Source organism: Mycobacterium sp. (assembly GCF_035499775.1).
Classification (GTDB): Bacteria; Actinomycetota; Actinomycetes; order Mycobacteriales; family Mycobacteriaceae; genus Mycobacterium.
The window spans coordinates 1-20,854 of the sequence record NZ_DATJYB010000028.1 but is presented as its reverse complement, the minus strand read 5'-3'; the positions used below and the strand labels follow the sequence as shown (position 1 = coordinate 20,854).

15 protein-coding genes are annotated in these 20,854 nt (G+C 66.4%); 5 read left to right on the top strand and 10 right to left on the bottom strand.

The window, feature by feature from the left end:
* Nucleotides 1-167: 167 nt before the first annotated feature.
* The 6 genes from acs to purB form a co-directional block, all read right to left on the bottom strand.
* Nucleotides 168-2,129: an acetate--CoA ligase gene (gene acs / locus VML93_RS01680; RefSeq protein ID WP_325607012.1), complete on the bottom strand. Its 1,962-nt coding sequence runs from the start codon at nt 2,127-2,129 to the stop codon at nt 168-170.
* Between the two features lie 12 nt (nt 2,130-2,141).
* Nucleotides 2,142-3,203, bottom strand: a complete 1,062-nt coding sequence (gene adhP, locus VML93_RS01675; protein WP_325607008.1) for an alcohol dehydrogenase AdhP — start codon at nt 3,201-3,203, stop codon at nt 2,142-2,144.
* Nucleotides 3,204-3,234: 31 nt separating this feature from the next.
* Entirely contained in the window at nt 3,235-4,758 is a 1,524-nt protein-coding gene (adh, locus tag VML93_RS01670; RefSeq protein ID WP_325607006.1) for an aldehyde dehydrogenase, read from the bottom strand.
* Nucleotides 4,759-4,877: 119 nt separating this feature from the next.
* A complete protein-coding gene (locus VML93_RS01665; RefSeq protein ID WP_325607004.1) occupies nt 4,878-6,152 on the bottom strand; it encodes a transcriptional regulator in 1,275 nt (424 codons plus the stop codon).
* Between the two features lie 125 nt (nt 6,153-6,277).
* The gene (locus VML93_RS01660; protein WP_325607002.1) at nt 6,278-7,525 is read right to left on the bottom strand and encodes a cytochrome P450; all 1,248 of its coding nucleotides are present in this window, start codon (nt 7,523-7,525) and stop codon (nt 6,278-6,280) included.
* A complete protein-coding gene (gene purB, locus VML93_RS01655) occupies nt 7,522-8,949 on the bottom strand; it encodes an adenylosuccinate lyase (RefSeq protein WP_325607000.1) in 1,428 nt (475 codons plus the stop codon). Before purB ends, VML93_RS01660 begins: the two co-directional genes overlap by 4 nt.
* 169 nt (nt 8,950-9,118) lie before the next feature.
* On the opposite strand from purB, the gene VML93_RS01650 reads away from it, so the two are divergent.
* Nucleotides 9,119-9,862, top strand: a complete 744-nt coding sequence (locus tag VML93_RS01650; protein ID WP_325606998.1) for a DUF429 domain-containing protein — start codon at nt 9,119-9,121, stop codon at nt 9,860-9,862.
* Between the two features lie 4 nt (nt 9,863-9,866).
* Here VML93_RS01650 and VML93_RS01645 read toward each other — a convergent pair whose 3' ends face one another.
* Nucleotides 9,867-10,484 carry a TetR/AcrR family transcriptional regulator gene (locus VML93_RS01645; RefSeq protein ID WP_325606996.1) on the bottom strand — a complete coding sequence of 206 codons (618 nt, stop codon included), beginning with the start codon at nt 10,482-10,484 and terminating at the stop codon, nt 9,867-9,869.
* A gap of 61 nt (nt 10,485-10,545) precedes the next feature.
* Here VML93_RS01645 and VML93_RS01640 point away from each other — a divergent pair, with 61 nt between their 5' ends.
* Together VML93_RS01640 and ggt are read left to right on the top strand one after the other, a co-directional pair.
* Entirely contained in the window at nt 10,546-11,457 is a 912-nt protein-coding gene (locus VML93_RS01640) for an alpha/beta hydrolase (protein WP_325606994.1), read from the top strand.
* A gap of 81 nt (nt 11,458-11,538) precedes the next feature.
* Nucleotides 11,539-13,122 carry a gamma-glutamyltransferase gene (gene ggt / locus VML93_RS01635; protein WP_325606993.1) on the top strand — a complete coding sequence of 528 codons (1,584 nt, stop codon included), beginning with the start codon at nt 11,539-11,541 and terminating at the stop codon, nt 13,120-13,122.
* A gap of 95 nt (nt 13,123-13,217) precedes the next feature.
* Here ggt and purD read toward each other — a convergent pair whose 3' ends face one another.
* Both purD and VML93_RS01625 read right to left on the bottom strand, forming a co-directional pair.
* On the bottom strand, nt 13,218-14,486 hold the full coding sequence (gene purD, locus VML93_RS01630) for a phosphoribosylamine--glycine ligase (RefSeq protein WP_325606990.1): 1,269 nt from the start codon (nt 14,484-14,486) through the stop codon (nt 13,218-13,220).
* A gap of 25 nt (nt 14,487-14,511) precedes the next feature.
* Entirely contained in the window at nt 14,512-14,919 is a 408-nt protein-coding gene (locus VML93_RS01625) for a MarR family winged helix-turn-helix transcriptional regulator (protein WP_325606988.1), read from the bottom strand.
* Between the two features lie 82 nt (nt 14,920-15,001).
* On the opposite strand from VML93_RS01625, the gene VML93_RS01620 reads away from it, so the two are divergent.
* Nucleotides 15,002-16,087: an aldo/keto reductase gene (locus VML93_RS01620; protein WP_325606986.1), complete on the top strand. Its 1,086-nt coding sequence runs from the start codon at nt 15,002-15,004 to the stop codon at nt 16,085-16,087.
* Between the two features lie 75 nt (nt 16,088-16,162).
* Here the strand turns inward: VML93_RS01620 and VML93_RS01615 are convergent, their stop codons facing one another.
* Complete coding sequence (locus tag VML93_RS01615; protein ID WP_325606984.1) at nt 16,163-17,371, bottom strand: serine hydrolase domain-containing protein; 1,209 nt, start codon at nt 17,369-17,371, stop codon at nt 16,163-16,165.
* 140 nt (nt 17,372-17,511) lie between these two features.
* Between VML93_RS01615 and VML93_RS01610 the strand changes: the two genes are divergently transcribed.
* The gene (locus VML93_RS01610; protein WP_325607010.1) at nt 17,512-20,844 is read left to right on the top strand and encodes a helix-turn-helix transcriptional regulator; all 3,333 of its coding nucleotides are present in this window, start codon (nt 17,512-17,514) and stop codon (nt 20,842-20,844) included.
* Nucleotides 20,845-20,854: the final 10 nt, after the last annotated feature.

Below are 20,854 nucleotides of genomic sequence, written 5' to 3'. Positions count from 1 at the left end.
TGTTTGCCTGCAGCGATCGACAAGATCCCGGTCGCCATTATCGCCGCGAAAGCATCGGGTGACGGCTCAAGGTCGGCGACGCGGATTGTCACGGCAAGATTGTAACCCGGCGGTAGGGTGCGGCCTTCCAAAGACTAAGTGCGGGCGGATCTTTCGGGCAGTGCCGATCAAACCTCGGCCTTACTGGCCCGAATCGCCTCGAAGACACCGGGATCGAGCAACGTCGACGTGTCGCCGAGTTCACGGCCTTCAACGACGTCCCGCAACAACCGCCGCATGATCTTGCCGCTACGGGTCTTCGGCAGCTCAGGCACCACGTGGATCTCGCGCGGTTTGGCGATCGGAGAAATCTCCCGGGCCACCTCGGCGCGCAGGTCCTCGACCATATGGTCATGCGGCTTACCGGACGCACTGGATTCCAGGATCACGAACGCGCAGATGGCCTGGCCCGTCTGCTCGTCGGTCGCGCCGACCACCGCCGCCTCGGCGACGTGGGCATGGCCGACCAGGGCGGACTCGACTTCGGCGGTCGAGATCCGGTGGCCCGACACGTTCATCACGTCGTCGATGCGGCCCAGCACCCAGATGTTGCCGTCGGCGTCGTAACGCGCCCCGTCGCCCGCGAAGTACCAGCCCTGCTCGGCGAACCGCGACCAGTAGGTCTCCTTGAATCGGTGCGGATCCCGCCAGATGCCGCGCGGCATCGACGGCCACGACTGGTCGAGCACCAGGTACCCGCTGGCCTGTTCGCCGTGGTCGGTACCGGGTGGCAACCGTTCGCCGTTGTCGTCGACGATCTTGGCCGAGACGCCCGGCAGTGGTGTCATCGCCGAACCGGGCTTGGTCGCCGTCACGCCGGGCAGCGGCGAGATCATGATCGCGCCGGTCTCGGTCTGCCACCAGGTGTCCACGACCGGAGTCTTGTTCGCGCCGATGACATCCCGATACCACCGCCAGGCCTCCGGGTTGATCGGCTCACCGACCGAACCGAGCAATCGCAGGCTGGACAGGTCATGCGCGTCAGGAATGGCGCGGCCGAGCCGCATGAAGGTACGAATCAGGGTCGGCGCCGTGTAATAGATTGTGACACCGTACTTCTCGATCACCTCGAAGTGACGATGCTCGGTCGGTGAAGCGGGCGTGCCCTCGTAGAGAATCTGGGTCGCGCCGTTGCACAGCGGGCCGTAGACGATGTAGGTGTGGCCCGTCACCCAGCCGATGTCGGCTGTGCACCAGTAAACGTCGGTCTCCGGCTTGACGTCGAAGACGTTGTAGTGCGTGTAGGAGGCCTGAGTCAGATACCCGCCACTGGTGTGCACGATGCCTTTTGGCTTACCGGTCGTGCCCGAGGTGTAGAGCACGAACAACGGATGCTCGGAGTCGAAGGCCCGCGGCTTGTGCTCCGGAGACGCCTCCTCGACCGCCCCGTGCCACCACACGTCGCGGCCGTCGGCCCACCGGGTTTCGACGCCGGTGCGGCGCACCACCAGCACGTGCTCGACGCATTCCAGTCCCGAAACAGCCTTGTCGACAGCGTCTTTCAGTGCGACTGGTTTGCCCCGGCGGTACTGACCGTCGGCGGTGATGACCAGTCTGGCTTCGGCGTCCTCGATCCGCGCCCGCAGTGCAGCTGCGGAGAATCCGGCGAACACGACGCTGTGCAGCACCCCCAGTCGCGCACAGGCAAGCATGGCGACGACAGCCTCGGGAACCATCGGCAGGTAGATGGCGACGCGATCGCCCGCCGTCAGCCCAAGAGCGGTGAGCGCGTTGGCCGCCCGGCAGACGTCGTCTTTCAACTGCGCATAAGTCAATGTTCGGCTGTCGCCGACCGGTTCGCCCTCCCAGTGGATGGCGACCCGGTCGCCGTTGCCGGCCTCGACATGCCGGTCGACGCAGTTGTAGGCGACGTTGAGGGTACCGCCGACGAACCACTTCGCGAACGGCGCCTGCGACCAGTCCAGCACCTCGTCGAACGGCGTGTCCCAGGACAGGCGGCCGGCCTGTTGGGCCCAGAACGCCAGGCGGTCCGCATCGGCGCGCTCATACAGCTCGGCGGTGGCGTTAGCCTGCTCGGTAAACGACGCCGGCGGCGAAATCGGTTCGTGCAGAACAAATTCCTTAACGATGCTCAACGGTGGCTACCGGTAGTCGATGACGACACGGCCGTCGATCTGGCCGCGCTCCATCCGCTCGAAGACGTGGTTGATCTCGTCGAGCGAGGCGCTTTCCACGGTCGGATGGATCAGCCCGCGGGCGTAGAAGTCCAACGCTTCCTCCATGTCCTGACGGGTGCCGACAATCGAACCGCGGATCGTCAGACCCTTGAGCACGATGTCGAAGATCGGTGCGGGGAAGTCGCCCGGGGGCAGCCCGTTGAAGACGATCGTGCCGCCGCGGCGGGCCAGTCCGATGGCCTGCCCGAATGCCTGTGGATGCACGGCGGTGACCAGTACTCCGTGCACGCCGCCGGTGGCCTGCTGTACCTCCGCGACCACATCGGTGGTGCGCGCGTTGACGGCGAATTCGGCACCCAGCCGAGTGGCCAGGGCGAGCTTGTCGTCGTCGATGTCGATGGCCACCACACGCAAACCCATGGCCCGGGCATATTGCACGGCGACGTGACCGAGCCCGCCGATTCCGGAGATGGCCACCCACTGGCCGGGCCGGGCGTCGGTCACCTTGAGTCCCTTGTAAACCGTGACGCCGGCGCACAGGATTGGGGCGACCTCGAGCGGGTCGGCGCCGTCGGGGATGCGGGCTGCGTAAGCGGCATTGACGAGCATGTAGGTGCCGAAACTGCCGTTGACCGTGTAGCCCCCGTTGCGCTGGCTTTCGCACAGCGTCTCCCAGCCGGTCCGGCAGTGTTCACAACTGCCGCACGCGGACCACAGCCACGCGTTGCCCACCTTGTCGCCGACCTTCAGGTCGGTCACGCCGTCGCCCAGCGCGATCACGGTGCCGCAGCCCTCGTGACCGGGGACAAACGGGGGCGTCGGCTTGACCGGCCAATCTCCGTGTGCCGCATGCAGATCGGTGTGGCAGACACCGGAAGTCTCGAGTTTGACCAGCACTTCGCCGTAGCCGGGGGTCGGCAGGGCAAGTTCCTCGATCTGTAGCGGTTGGCCGAATTCGGCGACCACCGCCGCGCGCATGGTCTCGGTCGCCTGCGATGCGCTTGGTGCAGAAAGTGTTTGGGTCATGATCGTTCCAATCAATTGAGCGGTGGTGGTCTCAGAAGAAGCCTTGGGCCTTGTTGCCGTAGGACACCAGCAGGTTCTTGGTCTGCTGGTAGTGGTCGAGCATCATCTTGTGGTTCTCGCGGCCGATCCCCGACTGCTTGTAGCCGCCGAATGCCGCGTGGGCCGGATACGCGTGATAGCAGTTCGTCCATACCCGGCCGGCCTTGATGTCGCGGCCCGCGCGGTACGCGGTGTTGCCGTCGCGTGACCACACCCCCGCACCCAGTCCGTAAAGGGTGTCGTTGGCGATCCGGATCGCGTCGTCGTAATCGGTGAACGAGGTGACGGCGACAACCGGGCCGAAGATCTCCTCCTGGAAGATCCGCATGGAGTTGGTGCCCTCGAAGACCGTGGGCTGAACGTAGTAGCCGCCGTTGAGGTCGCCGCCCAGTTGGGTGCGCTCACCGCCGGTGACCACCCGCGCTCCCTCATCCTTGCCAATTTCGATGTAGGACATGATCTTCTGAAGCTGGTCGTTGGAGGCCTGCGCTCCGATCATCGTTTCGGTGTCCAGCGGGTCGCCCTGGCGCACCGCCTTGGTGCGGATCGCGGCCAGTTCGAGGAACTCGTCGTAGATGTCGGCCTGAATCAGGCCGCGCGACGGGCAGGTGCACACCTCGCCCTGGTTGAGGGCGAACATCGTGAAGCCCTCCAATGCCTTGTCCTGATAGTCGTCGTGCGCGGCCATCACGTCGGAGAAGAAGATGTTGGGGCTCTTGCCGCCGAGCTCCAGCGTCACCGGGATCAGGTTCTGCGACGCGTACTGCATGATCAGCCGACCGGTCGTCGTTTCCCCTGTGAACGCGATCTTGGCGATCCGGTTGCTCGACGCCAGCGGCTTGCCCGCCTCGACGCCAAATCCGTTGACCACGTTGACCACACCGGCGGGCAGCAGGTCACCGATCAGCGACATCAGGTAGAGGATCGAGGCCGGCGTCTGCTCGGCGGGCTTGAGGACGACGGCGTTGCCGGCTGCCAACGCGGGGGCGAGCTTCCAGGTCGCCATCAGGATCGGGAAGTTCCACGGGATGATCTGGCCGACGACGCCCAGCGGTTCGTGGAAGTGGTAGGCGACGGTGTCTTCGTCGATCTGGCTCAGCGAGCCTTCCTGGGCGCGGATGGCCCCGGCGAAGTAGCGGAAGTGGTCGACGGCCAGCGGGATGTCGGCGTTGAGCGTCTCGCGGATCGGCTTGCCGTTGTCCCACGACTCGGCCAGGGCAATCGATTCCAGGTTCGCCTCCATCCGGTCGGCGATCTTGTTCAGGATCGCCGCCCGTTCGGCGGGGGCGGTCTTGCCCCAGGCCGGCGCAGCGGCGTGCGCCGCGTCAAGAGCGCTCTCGATGTCGGCGTCGGTCGAGCGTGGTATCTCGCAGAACGACTCGCCGGTCACCGGCGTCGGGTTCTCGAAGTACTTGCCCTCCGACGGCGGCACCCACTCGCCGCCGACGAAGTTCCCGTAGCGGGACTCGAAAGTCATCAGCGAACTGTGTGCGCCCGGACGTGCGAACACGGTCATATCTCTACCTGCCTTATAGACGGTCTGTGTCGGTCGTCACAAAACTAGGAACGGGAGGGTTGCAGCACGGTTGCACGGGGTTGCAGAGGCCCGCCAGGCCACGGGCCGGTCCGGCCGCGTCAAGCCAAGTCGAAGTCCAGACCGGCCAGATGACCTTGCGCTCGCGCCCGCTGCGGTGAGCCGACCGCCGAGCGTTCATAGAGCAGTCGCCAGCCCTGCCGGTCGTCGCGCGCCTCAGGTAACTTCAGCCAATTAGCAAGGTGCACATTGCTATTCGCTGCGAACACGGCAGCCCGCAACGTGCTGCTGAGTTCGGTGCGCAATCTCGCGACGGCCGGTGACACCGATTGCGGCAACAGTGCTCCGGCGTAGCAGCGCATCGCTGCCGCCACATCGCCCCTGCGCACGGCATCGAAGACATCGCCGACATCGCTGGCGATGGGTTCGGTCAGCCGGTACGGGCGGGAGGCGATCAAGCGCTCCCCCACCACACGTCGCAGCCGCGACATCTCCGCACGGATGGTCACCACGTCGAGATCCCGGTCGTCGAGCAGCACGGCGAGGTGGTCGGCGCTGAGCCCTTCCGGGTGGCGGTCCAGGAGAACCAGGATGTCGGCGTGCCGACCGGTCAACACCGTCGGCGTGGCCCCGGCTACGCGCCAGGTGGGGCGTTCGGCACCCAGCACGGTGAGCCGCGCTTCGCTCGAGACCGTCGGCTGCGGGGCGCTGCTGCGCAGCAGGGCCAGGTGGTTCTCCACCGCGAGGCCGGTCGCGCGCAACAGTGCCAACGTCTGCGGCGACGCGATACTCGCGCCGCCGGTGAGGTCGATGGCTCCGAGCAGGGCACCTGTCGTCGGATCGTGCACCGGCACCGCCGTGCAGTTCCATACCTGCACCGAGCGGCAGAAATGTTCTGAACCGCGGATCTGCAGCTCACGATCCAGGGCCAGTGCGGTTCCGGGTGCGTTGGTGCCGGCACCGCGCTCGCTCCAGTCGGCGCCCGGCACGAAGTCCATCGACTCGGCTTTCCGGCATGCCAGGCGGTCGCCGTCGACCCATAACAGCGTGCCGTCGGCCGCGGTCACCGCCACGACGACGCCCGATCCGATGGCGTCGTCGATCAACAGGCGACGGATGACGGGAAGGGCGAGTCCCAGTGGGTGCGCGCTGCGCAGCCGCTCCAGCGCGACAGCTGCCGGCGAGGTCTGCCCGCCGCCGCGGTTCGGGTCGACGCCGGTAGCCAGGCTGCGCCGCCAGCTGTCGACGACGATACGTCGCACCGGGCTGGAATCCAGAAAACTCGAGTCGCCCCGCCCCGCGACAAATCGGTCGTGCAACGCGCGCAGCGCCGACTTCGAAAGCCGCGTCGCGGCCCGCTCATCCGCACTCTTCATCGTCGCCACCAGCATTACGTTCGCCGTGCGCTCACCCGGGACTCAGTGAACGCGCATAGCCCACGATAACGAAGTTCGGGCTGACGAGGCAGGGACCTTTGGCCCCGACCTGGGTTTGTCCGAGGTCAACGCACTTCGACGACCAGGTGCCGGATGCCGGTATGCCGGTTGCTGCGTGTCCATTCGACGGGCTCCGCGACCCGCACGGTGCCGAAGCGCGACAGCAGTTCCTCGTAGAGTACGCGCAGTTCCAGCCGGGCCAGGTTGGCGCCCAGGCAGTAGTGCACGCCCTGGCCAAAACCTAAGTGCGGATTAGGCTTTCGAGTGATATCGAACTCGTCGGCGCGGTCGAACGCGGTGGCATCGCGGTTGGCCGAGCCCTCCCAGATCTGCACCTTTTGTCCCGCCTCGATCGGGTGCCCACCGAGAGTCACGTCGCGGGTTGCAGTGCGCCGCTTGGACGGTGACGGCGACGTCCACCGAACGATCTCTTCGATCGCCGTCGGCAACAACTCGAAATCGCCACGCAGCACTTGCAATTGCTCGGGATGTTCGGCCAACGCCAGCAGTCCACCCGCTACCGCGTTGCGCGTCGTCTCCGCGCCGGCGCTGAACAGCAGGCTGAAGAACAGATATAGCTCGAGATCCGAAAGCTCCGGCGCGTCATCCCCGTCGGCGTCATCCAGTCTTGCGTTCGCGACCACCGACAGCATGTCGTCGGTCGGCTCCGCCCGCTTCGACGCGATCAACTCCTGGCCGTACGCATACATTCGCGACCCGGCCTCTTCCACCGAAATCTGCGAAAGGGACGCCTTGCGGGAGCCACCGAAGTCGAACTGCGGCTCAATGGCCTCGAATAGCCAATGCCGTTCGGATTCAGGAACTCCCAGCAAGATGCAGATCATCTGCATCGGCAGTTCGGCGGCGATGTCAACGACGAAGTCGAACGCTTCGCCCGGCACCACCGCATCCAGCAGTCGGCGCGCGCGGGCCCGCAGATCGTCCTCGACACGACGGATCATCCGCGGCGTCAGCCCTGAGCTGACCAGCCGCCGGATCTGCGCATGCCGCGGGTCGTCCATCATGTTGAGCACCTGGCCCGCGATGGCCAGGTCTTGCAACAGCGTGCCGCCGAACGGTCGCGAGCCTCCGGACACCGACGAGTAGGTCACCGGATCCTTCAGCACCGCAAGTGTTTCCGCGTAGGTGGCGACGGACCAGAAGCCCTCGGCGTCGGGAGTGTTGTCGGTCGGCTCGTGCCAGTACACCGGCGCCTCGCGCCGATGCACGGCGAACAGCTCGTGCGGGAACCCGTTGGCGAAGTTGTCCAGATCGGTGAAGTCGACCCCCGCGAGGGCGCCGGCCAGGGTCACAGGATCGCGCCCGGCGTGTATTTGGCCGCCTCCGGGTAGCGGCCCACCAGGTTATCCACGAGCGCGGCCACCTCGTCGACCTGGTCGGCGGCAGCACCGGTGAAGGCCTTCTTGTCGGCCAGCGCGGCGTCCAGCGCTTTCCGGTCCAGTGGCAGTCGGGGGTCGGCCGCCAACCGGTCCAGCAGGTCGGGCTCCGCACCTTGTTCCCGCATGGCCAGAGCGGTCGCCACCGCGTGTTCGCGAATCACGTGGTGTGCCGACTCCCGGCCCATGCCCGCGCGCACCGCCGCCATCAGCACCTTGGTGGTGGCCAGGAAGGGCAGGTAACGGTCCAGCTCGCGCTGGATCACCGCCGGGTAGGCGCCGAACTCGTCGAGCACGGTCAGGAAGGTCTCGATCTGCCCGTCGATGGCAAAGAAGCTGTCCGGCAACGCAACCCGGCGCACCACCGAGCAGAAGACGTCGCCTTCGTTCCACTGCGCGCCGGCCAGCTCGGCGGCCATCGAGGCGTAGCCCCGCAGCACCACCTGCAGGCCGTTGACCCGTTCGCAGCTGCGGGTGTTCATCTTGTGCGGCATCGCCGACGAGCCGACCTGCCCCGGCGCGAAGCCCTCGGTTACCAGTTCGTGCCCGGCCATCAACCGGATGGTGTGCGCCAGTGACGACGGGCCCGCGCCGAGCTGCACCAGCGCGGACAGCACGTCGTGGTCCAGCGAACGCGGATACACCTGCCCGACACTGCTCAAAACTGTTGAGAAACCAAGGAAATCAGCGATGAGGCGTTCCAACTGCGTCAGCTTCGCGGTGTCGCCGTCGAGCAGGTCGAGCATGTCCTGAGCGGTGCCCATCGGCCCCTTGATGCCGCGTAGTGGGTAGCGGTCGATCAACTCTCGCAGCCTGGTCAACGCGATCGTGGTCTCCTGCGCCGCGGAGGCGAACCGCTTGCCCAACGTGGTCGCCTGCGCGGCGACGTTGTGGCTGCGCCCGGCCATCACCAGGTCCCGGTAGGCCACCGCCCGCTCGGCGAGCCGCGCTACCACCGCCACCGAGTGGGCGAAGACCAGCTCCAGCGACCGCCGGATCTGCAGCTGCTCGACGTTCTCGGTGAGGTCCCGGCTGGTCATGCCTTTGTGCACGTGCTCGTGGCCGGCCAGCGCGTTGAATTCCTCGATGCGGGCCTTGACGTCGTGGCGCAGCACTCGTTCGCGGGCCGCGATCGAATCCAGGTCGACGTCCTCGAGCACTCGCTCGTAGTCGGCGATCGCTGCGTCCGGCACGACTGAGGCTTTGGGGCCCAGTTCGGCCTGCGCCCGCAGCACTGCCAGCCACAGTCGCCGCTCGGCGACAATCTTGGCCTCCGGCGACCAGATTGCGACCATCTCGGCGCTGGCGTACCGGGCTGCCAGCACGTTCGGAATGCTCACAGACACACAGCTTACGGTCGCCGGTGGGCCAGTCCGCGCGTCGAGCCTGCACTGAGGGCGCCGAGACTGCGTACAGATCGTGGTTGGGCGCCAAACCACGCCCTCACCGCAGTCTCGATGAAGCGTCTCGACGGATTCAGGACAAGCCCCGCCGCCCTACCCTTAGCCGATGTACTTCGTCGGCGTGGATCTTGCCTGGGGCGTCCGCAATCCGACTGGTATTGCGGTTCTCGACGCGGGCGGCAGGTTGGTTCATATCTGTGCGGCCCGCGACGACGCCGACGTGCTCGACGCGCTGCGGCCGTTCGTCCAGGGCGCGTGCGCAGTCGGTTTCGACGCCCCGCTGGTGGTGACCAACCCAACCGGCCAGCGGCCGGCCGAGACCGCGCTCAACCGGGACTTCTGCAGGTTCGAAGCGGGCGCGCACCCGGCCAATACCGGCAAACCGGAGTTCGCCGACGGTCCCAGGGGTGGGCGGCTGGCTCACGCGCTGGACCTGGACCTTGATCCGCGTTCAAAGGTTTTTTGCAAGGCCCCGCGACGCGCCATCGAGGTCTACCCGCACGCCGCGACGGTGGCCCTGTTCCGGCTGCCCCGGACCCTAAAGTACAAGGCCAAGCCCGGCCGTGATCTCGCCCGGCTCAAGTCGGAGCTGCTACTGCTCATGGACGGCCTGGAGAAGCTCGCGCAGGCCGCCCCGCCGTTGCACGTCGCCGCGCACGAGGGCTGGGTGGGGCTACGCCGACAGGTAGTGACCGCGCAGCGTAAGAGCGACCTGCGCCGCGCCGAGGACCCGATCGACGCCGTGGTCTGCGCCTACGTCGCGTTGTATGCCGAACGCTGCCCGGGCGACGTCACGCTCTACGGCGACTCGGCCACCGGATACATCGTGACGCCGTCGCTGCCGGCCTGACGTCTCAGATCCGCACCGGCCTCTGGTCGACAGGTGCCAGCACGTCGATCAGGTCGACCACCGTCGAGAGCGCCGCGCTTCGCGGATCACGCCCTTCGACCAAGGCGGAGACCACCGAACCGTCGACCGCGCAAATCAGGGTGCAGACCAACTCGATGCGCACGGAGCGCCCCGAACGCTCGATCGCTTCGGCCACGGCCTCGGCGCGCTGACGCAAGCTGCGACGCATGCTCTCCCGCAACGCAGGCAGGCGGGTACAGGCGATATGGCGCTCATATCGCGATATCAGCTGCTCGGCGAGTCCCGGACTGGACACATCTCCCACCAGCAGCTCCACCAGCACGTCAGCGGTTGTCTCCGGCCCGCGACGCCGCCGAGACAAGGCATTGACCCGAGCACGAAGCTGCGCCACCTCGAGCATCCCGACATGTTCGACCGCACGGGCGATCAAATCGTCGAGAGACGAGAAGTAGTAAGTGGTAGACGCCAACGGCAGGCCTGCCCGCCGGGCAACCGCCCGATGGCGCACCGCTTCAAACCCGCCTTCGCCAAGCAGCTCGGCGGCTGCGCTCACGAGCGCGTACCGCCTACGTTCTCCCTTGGGAGTAACTGCTGCAGTCACGCCTAGTCATGGTGCCAGTGAAAGTGGTACCGCATTGCCATTTTGCCCAAACGGCCATGGGATGATGTACGGCATGCCTGACTTGAGCCGCCGCGCGGTGCTCGGTCTCGGTGCCAGCGCCGCCATCGGCGCGGTCAGCGCGTACGCGCTAAACGTGCTGGTCGAGCCCCGAACATCGCACGCTACGCCGGTATCGTGGGCCGCCACCGAGGCCCCGTTGGCGCCGCCTCCGCCGCTTGAACCCGCTCCAGCGACTCAGACCGCTCCAACGATGGTGACCGGTTCCTTCGTGTCCGCGGCGCGTGGCGGGATATCGACCAATTGGGCGATCGCACGTCCGCCGGGCCAAACCAAGCCGTTGCGACCGGTGATCGCGCTGCACGGAAAGGGCAGTGACGCGTCCACCGTGATGGCCGGCGGCGTCGAGCAGGGCCTGGCCCAGGCGGTCAACGCGGGGCTGCCTCCGTTCGCGGTGGTCGCCGTCGACGGCGGCGGCGGCTACTGGCACAAGAGGGCGTCTGGCGAGGATTCCGGGGCCATGGTGCTCAACGAGCTCATCCCGATGCTGGGCGGTCAGAATCTGGACACCTCGCGGGTGGCGTTCCTGGGCTGGTCGATGGGTGGCTACGGCGCGCTGCTGCTGGGCAGCCGGCTCGGCCCGGGCCGCACCGCGGCGATCTGCGCGGTGAGCCCGGCGCTGTGGCTGTCGTCAGGGGCGACCGCACCCGGCGCGTTCGACGGCGCCGACGACTTCGCGGCGAACACGGTGTTCGGACTGCCCGCGCTTGGCTCCATCCCCGTCCGGGTGGATTGCGGCGACAGCGACCCGTTCTACTCCGCGACAAAGCAGTTCGTGGCTCAACTGCCCAACCCGCCCTCGGGCGGCTTCTCACCCGGCGGGCACAACCCGGGCTTCTGGAGCTCGCAACTGCCGGCCGAGCTGAACTGGATGGCGCCGCTGCTGACGGCTTAGCTCGGTTGCGCGCGCCGAGCGTCACGCCAGAGTGACGCTTGCCTCGTTGAGTGGCCATGACGGGCGTGCGACCATGCCAGGGTGAGCACACCGTTCGGTTGGGACCTCCCTTACTCCTGGCCGCGAACACCGATTCTGGCCGCAAATGCGGTCTGCACGTCGCAACCGCTGGCCGCTCAGGCTGGTCTTCGGATGCTCGCCGACGGAGGCAACGCGGTGGACGCCGCCATCGCCACCGCCATCACGCTGACGGTGGTGGAACCGGTATCCAACGGCATCGGATCGGATGCCTTCGCGATCGTGTGGGACGGCGAGCGACTGCACGGGCTCAACGCATCGGGCCGCTCCCCCGCGGCGTGGACGCCGGAATACTTTGGCGGTAAACGCGTTCCGGCTCTGGGCTGGAATGCGGTGACGGTGCCCGGCGCGGTATCGGCCTGGGCCGAGCTGCACGCCAAGTTTGGCAAACTCCCGTTCGAACGGCTGTTCGCGCCCGCGATTTCCTACGGCCGGAACGGCTTTCTGGTCTCGCCGACGGTTGCGGCGCAATGGGCGGCGCAGGTGCCGTTGTTGGAATCCCAGCCGGGGTTCGCCGAGGCGTTCATGCCGGGTGGACGCGCACCGAAACCCGGTGAGCTGTTCAGGTTTCCCGAACATGCGGCCACCCTGGAAACGATCGCCGCCACCAACGGCGAGGCGTTCTACCGTGGCGAACTCGCGGCGAAACTCGAAGCGCATGCCACGGCAAACGGCGGCGTGATGCACGCCAGCGACCTGGCGGCTCACCAGGCCGACTGGGTCGGCACGATCAGGGGAACCTACCGCGGATACAGCCTCCACGAGATACCACCCAACGGCCAGGGCATCGTGGCGCTGATCGCACTCGGAATCCTGGAGAACTTCGACATGTCTTCGTGGGCAGTCGATTCCGCCGACAGCGTGCATCTCCAGATCGAAGCGCTCAAACTCGCCTTCGGCGACGCCCAGTGCTATGTAGCGGACATCGACCATATGACGGTGCGCGTCGAAGAGCTGCTAGACAGGGAGTATCTCAAGCAGCGGGCAGCGCTGATCGATCCCAAGCGGGCCTTGCCGGCGTCGGCCGGAACACCCAGGGGCGGCACGGTGTATCTGACCGCCGCCGATGCCTCGGGCGTCATGGTGTCGATGATCCAGTCGAACTACATGGGCTTCGGCTCGGGGGTGGTGGTGCCTGGCACCGGGATAGCGCTGCAGAACCGAGGTGCGGATTTCACTGCGGCCCAAGGACATCCGAACCAGGTCGGTCCTCGCAAGCGTCCCTACCATACGATCATCCCGGGCTTTGTGACCAAGGACGGCGCACCGGTGATGAGCTTCGGGGTGATGGGCGGGCCGATGCAACCCCAGGGGCATGTGCAGGTGTTGGTTCGCATCGCGGACTACGGCCAGAACCCGCAAGCGGCCTGCGATGGTCCCCGGTTCCGCTGGGTGCAGGGCCTGCAGGTGAGCTGCGAGAAGGGGTTTCCGCCGTCAACACTCGACGAGTTGCGTCAGCGCGGGCACGACCTGCTCACCGTGGACGACTACAACTCGTTCGGCAGTTGCCAAGCGATCTGGCGGCTTGACGACGGGTATCTGGCGGCGAGTGATCCCCGTCGAGACGGGCAAGCGGTGGCGTTCTAACCAGAACGGCGGTGGTTCTGGCGCTGGGCCGGGCGCCCGGCGAAACGAGTGCATATCCCCCACGCTCGACGCGCCCAAAGAGCCCGCCGGGGAGGTTAAACGCTGACCTGCCCCTCGGCCGCCTTCAGCCCGATGTCGGAGCGGAAATGACTGCCGAGCAACCGAATTGAATCGAGTATTTCGTAGGCGCGAGTGCGTGCCGCGGGCAGATCGGCGCCGATGCCTACCACCGACAGCACCCGCCCACCCGACGAGACGACCGCACCGTCGTCACGTCGCGCGGTTCCGGCGTGCAGCACCCCGTCGGCCTCGGAGCCGACGACGACGTCTCCGACGCGGGGGCGGCCCGGATAGCTCTCGGCTGCCAACACCACCGTCACCGCGGCACCGTCCCGCCAACGCAACTCGCCGAAGCCGGCCAGCGCGCCGGTAGCCGCCGCATGCAGCAGCTGCCCGAGCGGCGACTCCAGCAAGGCCAGCACGGCCTGCGTCTCCGGATCGCCGAATCGGCAATTGAATTCGACCACCGCCGGCCCGTTCCCAGTGATCGCCAGACCTACATAGAGCAATCCGCTGAACGGACTGCCGCGCCGAACCATCTCGGCCGCAACGGGTTCGGCGATACGAGTCACCATTTCCCGGTAGACGTCGTCAGGCAGCCACGGCAGCGGCGCATAAGCCCCCATGCCGCCGGTGTTGGGCCCGGTGTCCCCTTCGCCGACCCGCTTGAAGTCCTGGGCCGGCAACAACGGCAACACGGTTTCGCCGTCGACGACGCAGAACAGCGACACCTCGGGGCCGTCGAGAAACGACTCCAGCAGCACAGGATGACCTGACTCAAGCAGGCCGGCCGCGTGGGCGCGGGCGGCGGCGCGATCCGGCGTCACCACGACTCCCTTGCCGGCGGCGAGGGCATCGTCTTTCACCACCCAGGCCGGGTCACCGGCGGGCGGCCCGAACCGATCCAGGGCGGCGTCCAAATTCGCTGGGCTGTCCACTATTTCGCTGGAAGCTGTGCGCACGCCGGCCGCTGCCATGACCTCCTTCGCGAACGCCTTGGAGCCTTCGATGCGGGCGGCGTCCTTACTGGGTCCGAAGCAGACGATGCCGGCGGCGCGCAGCGCGTCGGCAACCCCGAGGACCAGCGGCACCTCGGGACCGATGACCACCAGGTCGGCGCGGACCTCGCGCGCCAGGGCGACGACGTTCTCGGCCGAGCTCACCTCGACGTGGTGCTGCTCGGCCACCCGCGCGGTGCCGGCGTTGCCGGGAGCGATGATCAGTCCCGTGACCTGCGGGTCTCGGCTCAGGGCAAGCAGCAGGGCATGTTCACGGGCACCGGAGCCAATCACCAGAACGCGCACGACAGGTCAGACTAGCCGCAACGTCTCACAGAATCTTTTCGAGCAGGTTCCTGAGGTCCTTTTGCTGCGCGGCGGTGAGGCGTCCGAGACGCTTGTCGAACTCGTCGGACAGCAACGCAAGACCGTCCGTGGCGGCTTGGCGCCCGGCCGGGGTGAGCAGGAGTCGGTGTCGTCGCAGGTCGGCGGCGTCGATTTCGCGGCGCACGAATCCCGCGGCCTCAAGCCGTTTCAGGTAAAGCGTCACCGTCGCCTTGGGCATGCTCAAGGTCGAGGCCAATTCGGCCGGGTAAGGATGTTCATCGATCTCGGCGAGCAGGAACAGCTCTTTGGAGTCGAGCCCCAACGCGCAGATGTCGGCCTCGGCGCACGAGATGACCGACAACAGCACCCGGTAGTTCAGCGACCAGATCTTGGCCGCATCCACTGCAGACATCGACTTGCCAGATCGTTCAGTTATGTACTAGTTTATATATGAACAACCACATGATCGAACAACTTACCAGAAAGCGGATGCTATGCCTCTGGATCAGTACGTGACACTCGGACGCTCCGGCCTGCGCGTCAGCCCCCTGTGCCTGGGCGCAATGACCTTCGGAGAAGACCTCGGCTGGGGCACCAGTGTCGAAGAGTCCCAACAGATCATCGATAGATACATCGAACTCGGCGGCAACTTCATCGACACCGCCAACTTCTATACCCGCAGCCACTCCGAGAAGATTATCGGCGACCACATCGGGCGCCACCCCGCCCGGCGGGATCGCCTGGTGATCGCAACCAAATTCAGCGGCAACCTATACCCGGGTGACCCCAACGGTGGCGGCTCGGGCCGCAAATCATTGATCAACGCCGCCGAAAACTCGCTGCGGCGCCTGCAAACCGACTACATCGACCTGTACTGGCTGCACATCTGGGACGCGAACACCCCCATCGAGGAGACGATGGCCGCCCTCGACGACCTCGTCCGGGCCGGGAAGGTCCGCTACGTCGGCGTGTCGGACACCCCGGCCTGGAAGATCGCTCAAGCCAACCTCATCGCCCGTTTCCGCGGATGGTCTCCATTCATCGGCCTTCAGGTCGAGTACTCGTTGCTGGAGCGCGCCGTCGAGCAGGAATTGGCCCCGATGGCAAGCGAATTCGGCCTCGGGATGACGCCGTGGTCGCCCCTGAAGGGCGGTGTGCTCAGCGGCAAGTACACCCGAGAGGATGCCGGCCAGCACAACGCCGATCGCGGCGCAATGGTCGGTGCCTTCCTCAACGAGCAGACCTACGCGGTTGTCGACGAACTCGAGATCATCGCCAAGGCGCACGAGACGACGGTGGCCAGCGTGGCGCTTGCCTGGGTTTCCGCACAACCTGGCGTCTCGTCGGTCATCATCGGGGCACGCAGGCTCTCGCAGCTCGACGACAACGTCCGCGCCGTCGACGTGCACCTCAGCGCCGACGAACTCGCCCGCCTGGGCGCCCTGACCAAGCCGACTATCGGCTTTCCGCACAACATGCTGGAAATGGCCCCGGGCATCACCAACGGCGGGACAACGGTCAACGGTGTGTCCGGCTCGATATCGGAGTATGTGATGCCGGCAGGCGGGCGCCCCTACTAGACCTCTAACGGCGAGCAGACGCAGAATCGCACGATTCCGACCCGGAACGTGCGATTCTGCGTCTGCTCGGCAGGGTCAGGCTAGCCCCTGGTAGATCAGTTGGGTGTACTTGCGGGTGCGCTCGGTTCCGGCCGGAGTGACTTGCCCCATCCTGTTCATCACGTAGGCAAACGTGGTGCGGCAGTACGGATTCATCACGGCCATGGAGCCGCCCCAGCCGCCCCAGTAGCAGATCTTCTCGTCGGGAACGTCCGGCACCGCCTCGGGATTCGGCAGGGCGAAGCCGATACCCCACCGTGTCGGCATGGCCAGCACCAGGTCGATGCCGCTGGCTTGCTCCCTGAATATCAGGTCGATGGTGTCGGGGCTCAGCAGACGTACCCCGTTCACCGCGCCGCCCAAAGAGATTGGCGACAGGGCGCGGACCAGTGAGCGCGCATTGCCGTGCCCGTTGGCCGAACCAATGACAGCGCCCCGCCACGCGTCCGTCTCGGCGGCCAGCGCGGTTTCGGATGTGGGCGGGATCGCGGCGAAAGTCCTGCGCATCGGATGGTCGGCGGGCACCGCATCGAGCGGCAGATCCATCGGTGGTGGCGGAACGAGCTCGGCGATGCGGGCATAGTCCTCCGGTCGAGCCCCGATCTGGAAGTCGGCCCCCAACGGTCCGGCGATCTCGTCGCGCACAAACTGGTTCAGGGACTTGCCGGTGATCCGGCGAACGACCTCGCCGACGAGATGGCCGCTGGTCAAAGCGTGGTAACCGGAAGCCGTGCCCGGAGGCCACCATGGCGCCTGGCCGGCCAGCAGCGACGTGGATTTCTCCCAGTCGTAGACGTCCTCGAGGGCAAAGGGCGTCTCCCACCCGGACAGCCCTGACGTGTGGCTGAGGATGTGACGCACCTCGACCCGGTCTTTGCCGTTGGCGGCGAACTCGGGCCAGTACTTCGCGACCGGAGCGAACGGATCGAGCAGGCCGCGCTCGATGAGCACCAGCGCCGCGAGCGAGGTCACGTTCTTGGTGCTGGAAAACACGTTAACGATGGTGTTTTCTTTCCACTCAAGGGTTTTCGCTCGGTCGGCATAGCCGCCCCAGATATCGACGACAAGCCCACCGTCGATATCGATGGCGATGGCGGCACCGAGTTCGCCGCCGCTGGTGACCTCATCCGCCAGCGCAGCGACGAGGTCCTCGAAGCGAGGGTCGTAGTGTCCGTGCAAGACACCGGTCGTGAAGTGGGCATCGATCGAGACCCGGCTGTCGGCGAAACCAGTTTGACTGTTCATCAGTGACCTCTCTAAGTCCAGTGAGTTCACTGTGAGACACCCGGACTCGAAGAACATCCGTCAAACGACCTAGATGCGATGAGCACAGCCGAACCGACCTCTAGGTGTTTCAACCGATGTTTGCGGTCCGCAACTGGGCGATGGTGGCTAACATGACTGAGACCGACCCTGAGATCGAGCGGTGGGCGGACGCGCCGCCTTTGAGTTGGAGCGACTTGGGCGTGAGCGAGCTCCCGACAGGAACCGTGACGTTGTTACTTGCCGACGTCGAGGGCTCGACGCGGTTATGGCAGACCCGGCCCGACGAAATGAGCGCGGCCGTGGCGCGGCTGGACCGCACGTTGTCAGACCTGGTGGCCGCTCACAACGGGGTGCGCCCCGTCGAACAGGGTGAAGGTGACAGCTTCGTTGTCGCCTTCGGTCGGGCAACCGATGCCGTTGCGTTTGCTCTTCGGCTACAGCAGACGCCGCTTTCGCCGATCAGCTTGCGGATCGGCGTGCATACCGGCGAAGTGCAACTCCGCGACGAAGCAAACTACGTCGGGCCGACGATCAACCGGGCCGCCCGGCTGCGCGATCTGGCGCACGGCGGCCAGACGGTGCTGTCGGCGACGACGGCCGACCTACTCGCCGACGGTCTGCCAGCGGATGCATGGCTGCTTGAACTCGGCACTCACCCGTTGCGGGATCTGCCCAGATCCGAACGGGTCGCGCAGCTGTGCCATGCCGATCTCCGCAACGACTTCCCGCCGCTTCGGTCAGCGAAAACCACCGGGAGACTGCATCTTCCGCCACAGTTCACCAGCTTCATCGGCCGCCGCGCCGAACTCGAGACCGTGCGGCAGATCGTCGCAGGCAACCGGTTGGTGACGCTGACCGGCGCCGGCGGCGTGGGCAAGACGCGGCTCGCAGTCCAAGTCGCAGACCAGAGCGACAGCGATTTCGGCGAGGGGGTGTGGTACGTGGACCTGGCACCCATCACCGACCCCGACGTCGTGCCGGTGGCCGCGACGCGCGCGTTGGGACTGCCCGACCGAGCGGGGCGATCCACCATGGACACGCTGACCCGGGTCATCGCAGGTCAGCACCTGCTCATCGTGTTGGACAATTGCGAGCACCTGATCGACGCGTGCGCCGCACTGACCGTTGCCCTGTTGGCGGCTTGCCCGAGATTGACCATCCTGGCCACCAGCCGCGAGCCGATCCGAGCGGCAGGCGAGGTCGCCTGGGCGGTGCCGTCCCTGTCGCTGGCCGACGAGGCGCTCACGTTGTTCACCGACCGCGCCCGCCACGTCCGGCCCGAATTCGTTGTGACCGAAGAGAACTCGGCCACAGTAGCCGAGATCTGCCAACGCCTGGACGGCATACCCCTGGCGATCGAGCTCGCCGCCGCACGGGTTCGGGCGCTGTCGTTGGTACAGATCCTCGACAGCCTGCACGACCGCTTCCGACTACTGACCGGAGGCGCTCGAACGGCCGTGCGTCGTCAGCAGACTTTGCGGGCCTCAGTCGACTGGTCGCATGCGCTGCTGACCGAGCCCGAACGTGTGCTGTTTCGCCGGGCGGCCGTGTTCCTGGGCGGCTTCGACCTCGACGCGGCGCAGGCCGTGTGTGGCGGCGGTGAGGTTGAGAGCTACCAAACTCTGGATCAGCTCACCCTGCTCATCGACAAATCGCTTGTAGTCGCTGAAGACAACCAGTTTGGAACGCGATACCGAATGCTGGAGACGGTTCGCCAGTACGCGCTGGAAAAGCTCGGCGAGTCCGGCGAGGCCGACACCGTTCGCACCCGCCACCGGGACCATTACACGGAGCTGGCGACCCTGCTCGACACTCCGACGCGGGGCGGCCATCGGCGCGAAGTCGAGCGGGCCGATGCCGAGATGGACAACTTGCGGTCGGCGTTCGCGTGGTGCCGCGAAAACGCCCAAGTGATAACCGCATTGCAGTTGGCATCAGCGTTGCAGCCGGTGTGGGTCACGCGGGGTCGCATCCTGGAAGGAGCGGCCTGGTTCGACAGTGCACTCGCCGACGCTGCCGTCCACCACGTAGAGGTGCCACCTGCGGTTCGTGCCCGGGCGCTCGCCGACCGGGCCACGCTCGAGGGTATGCAAAGCGTCCACGACAACATGGATACCGCCCTCGAAGCCCTGGCGATCGCCCGCGACCTGGACGATCCAGCCTTGCAGGTCCGTGCACTCGTGGGCTGCGCGACCCTCACCGCGTATGACGCCGGGTCCGCTCACGCGTATCTGGATGAGGCGCTCGGCCTGGCCCGCGAGCTGGGTGACGACTGGAGCCTGGGCCAGATCCTGGCTTTCAGGGCATACGCCGCGATCACCGGAAGGGGCGACTTCGTCGCAGCGCTTGTCGCGGGCGAAGAAGGGCGCGACATTGCCGACACGATCGGCGACGGAACCAACTCCCGCAGGTGCCGCTGGTGTGTCGCGTTGGCCCAATGGTGGCAGGGGGATCTCGCCGACGCCATTGCAGAGTTCCGCGATCTGGTCGCCGAGTCGGAGGCAGCGCACGACGAGGTCTGGCGATCGGCCAGCCTCGTCAGCCTGGGTCACCTGCTCGCCCACGCGGGCGACACGAACGCGGCCAAAATCGCCGCAACCGCGGCCGTGACAGTCGCCGCGGACTTCGGCGAGGTCAACCGAGGTTTTGCGTACGCCGCGCTGGCCGTTGCACACCTGGCCGCAGGCGACGTCGAGGCGTCGGCCAACGCCGCCGAGACGGCCTGCCAACTAATGGAAGCCCAGCCCGAGCTCGCGGTTGTCAACGTCATCCCCCTTGCCGAAGTTGCCCTCGCCCGGGGTGATTTAGCGAAGGCGCGTCGGCACGCCGACGATTCAGTCTCCGTAGCTCCGGGCCTGCATTTGGCGCAAGCGCTCGTCACCCGGGCGCGCGTCGCGATCGCGCAGAACGATCCGGATCAGGCCGAACGCGACTGCTACGACGCCCTTTCCCTCGCCACCAACCTGAAGGGGCATCGGATCGTGCCTGACGCGCTTGAGTGCCTGGCCACAATCGCCGTCGGTGCGGACTCCCATCAGGAAGCCGCCCGTCGCTTCGGAGCCGCACAGGCACTTCGCTGCGGCACGGGCGAGGTGCGCCTCACGGTCTACGACACCGCCCACGACGCGTCGGTGGCAATACTGCGAGAGACCATGGGCGACAAAGAATTCGAGGATGCATGGTGCGAGGGGGAGGCTCTTTCCGTCGACCAAGCCATCGATTACGCACAACGTGGCCGTGGGGAGCGTAAACGACCGTCAACCGGCTGGTCATCTCTGACACCCGCGGAACTCAATGTAGTGAAACTCGTCAGCGAAGGGCTGGCGAACAAAGACGTCGCCGCCCGACTGTTCGTCTCCACTCGCACCGTGCAAGCTCATCTCGGTCACGTCTACTCCAAGCTCGGGCTCAGCTCGAGAGTGCAACTCGCCCAGGAAGCAGCGCGCCATTGACGGCGAGCAG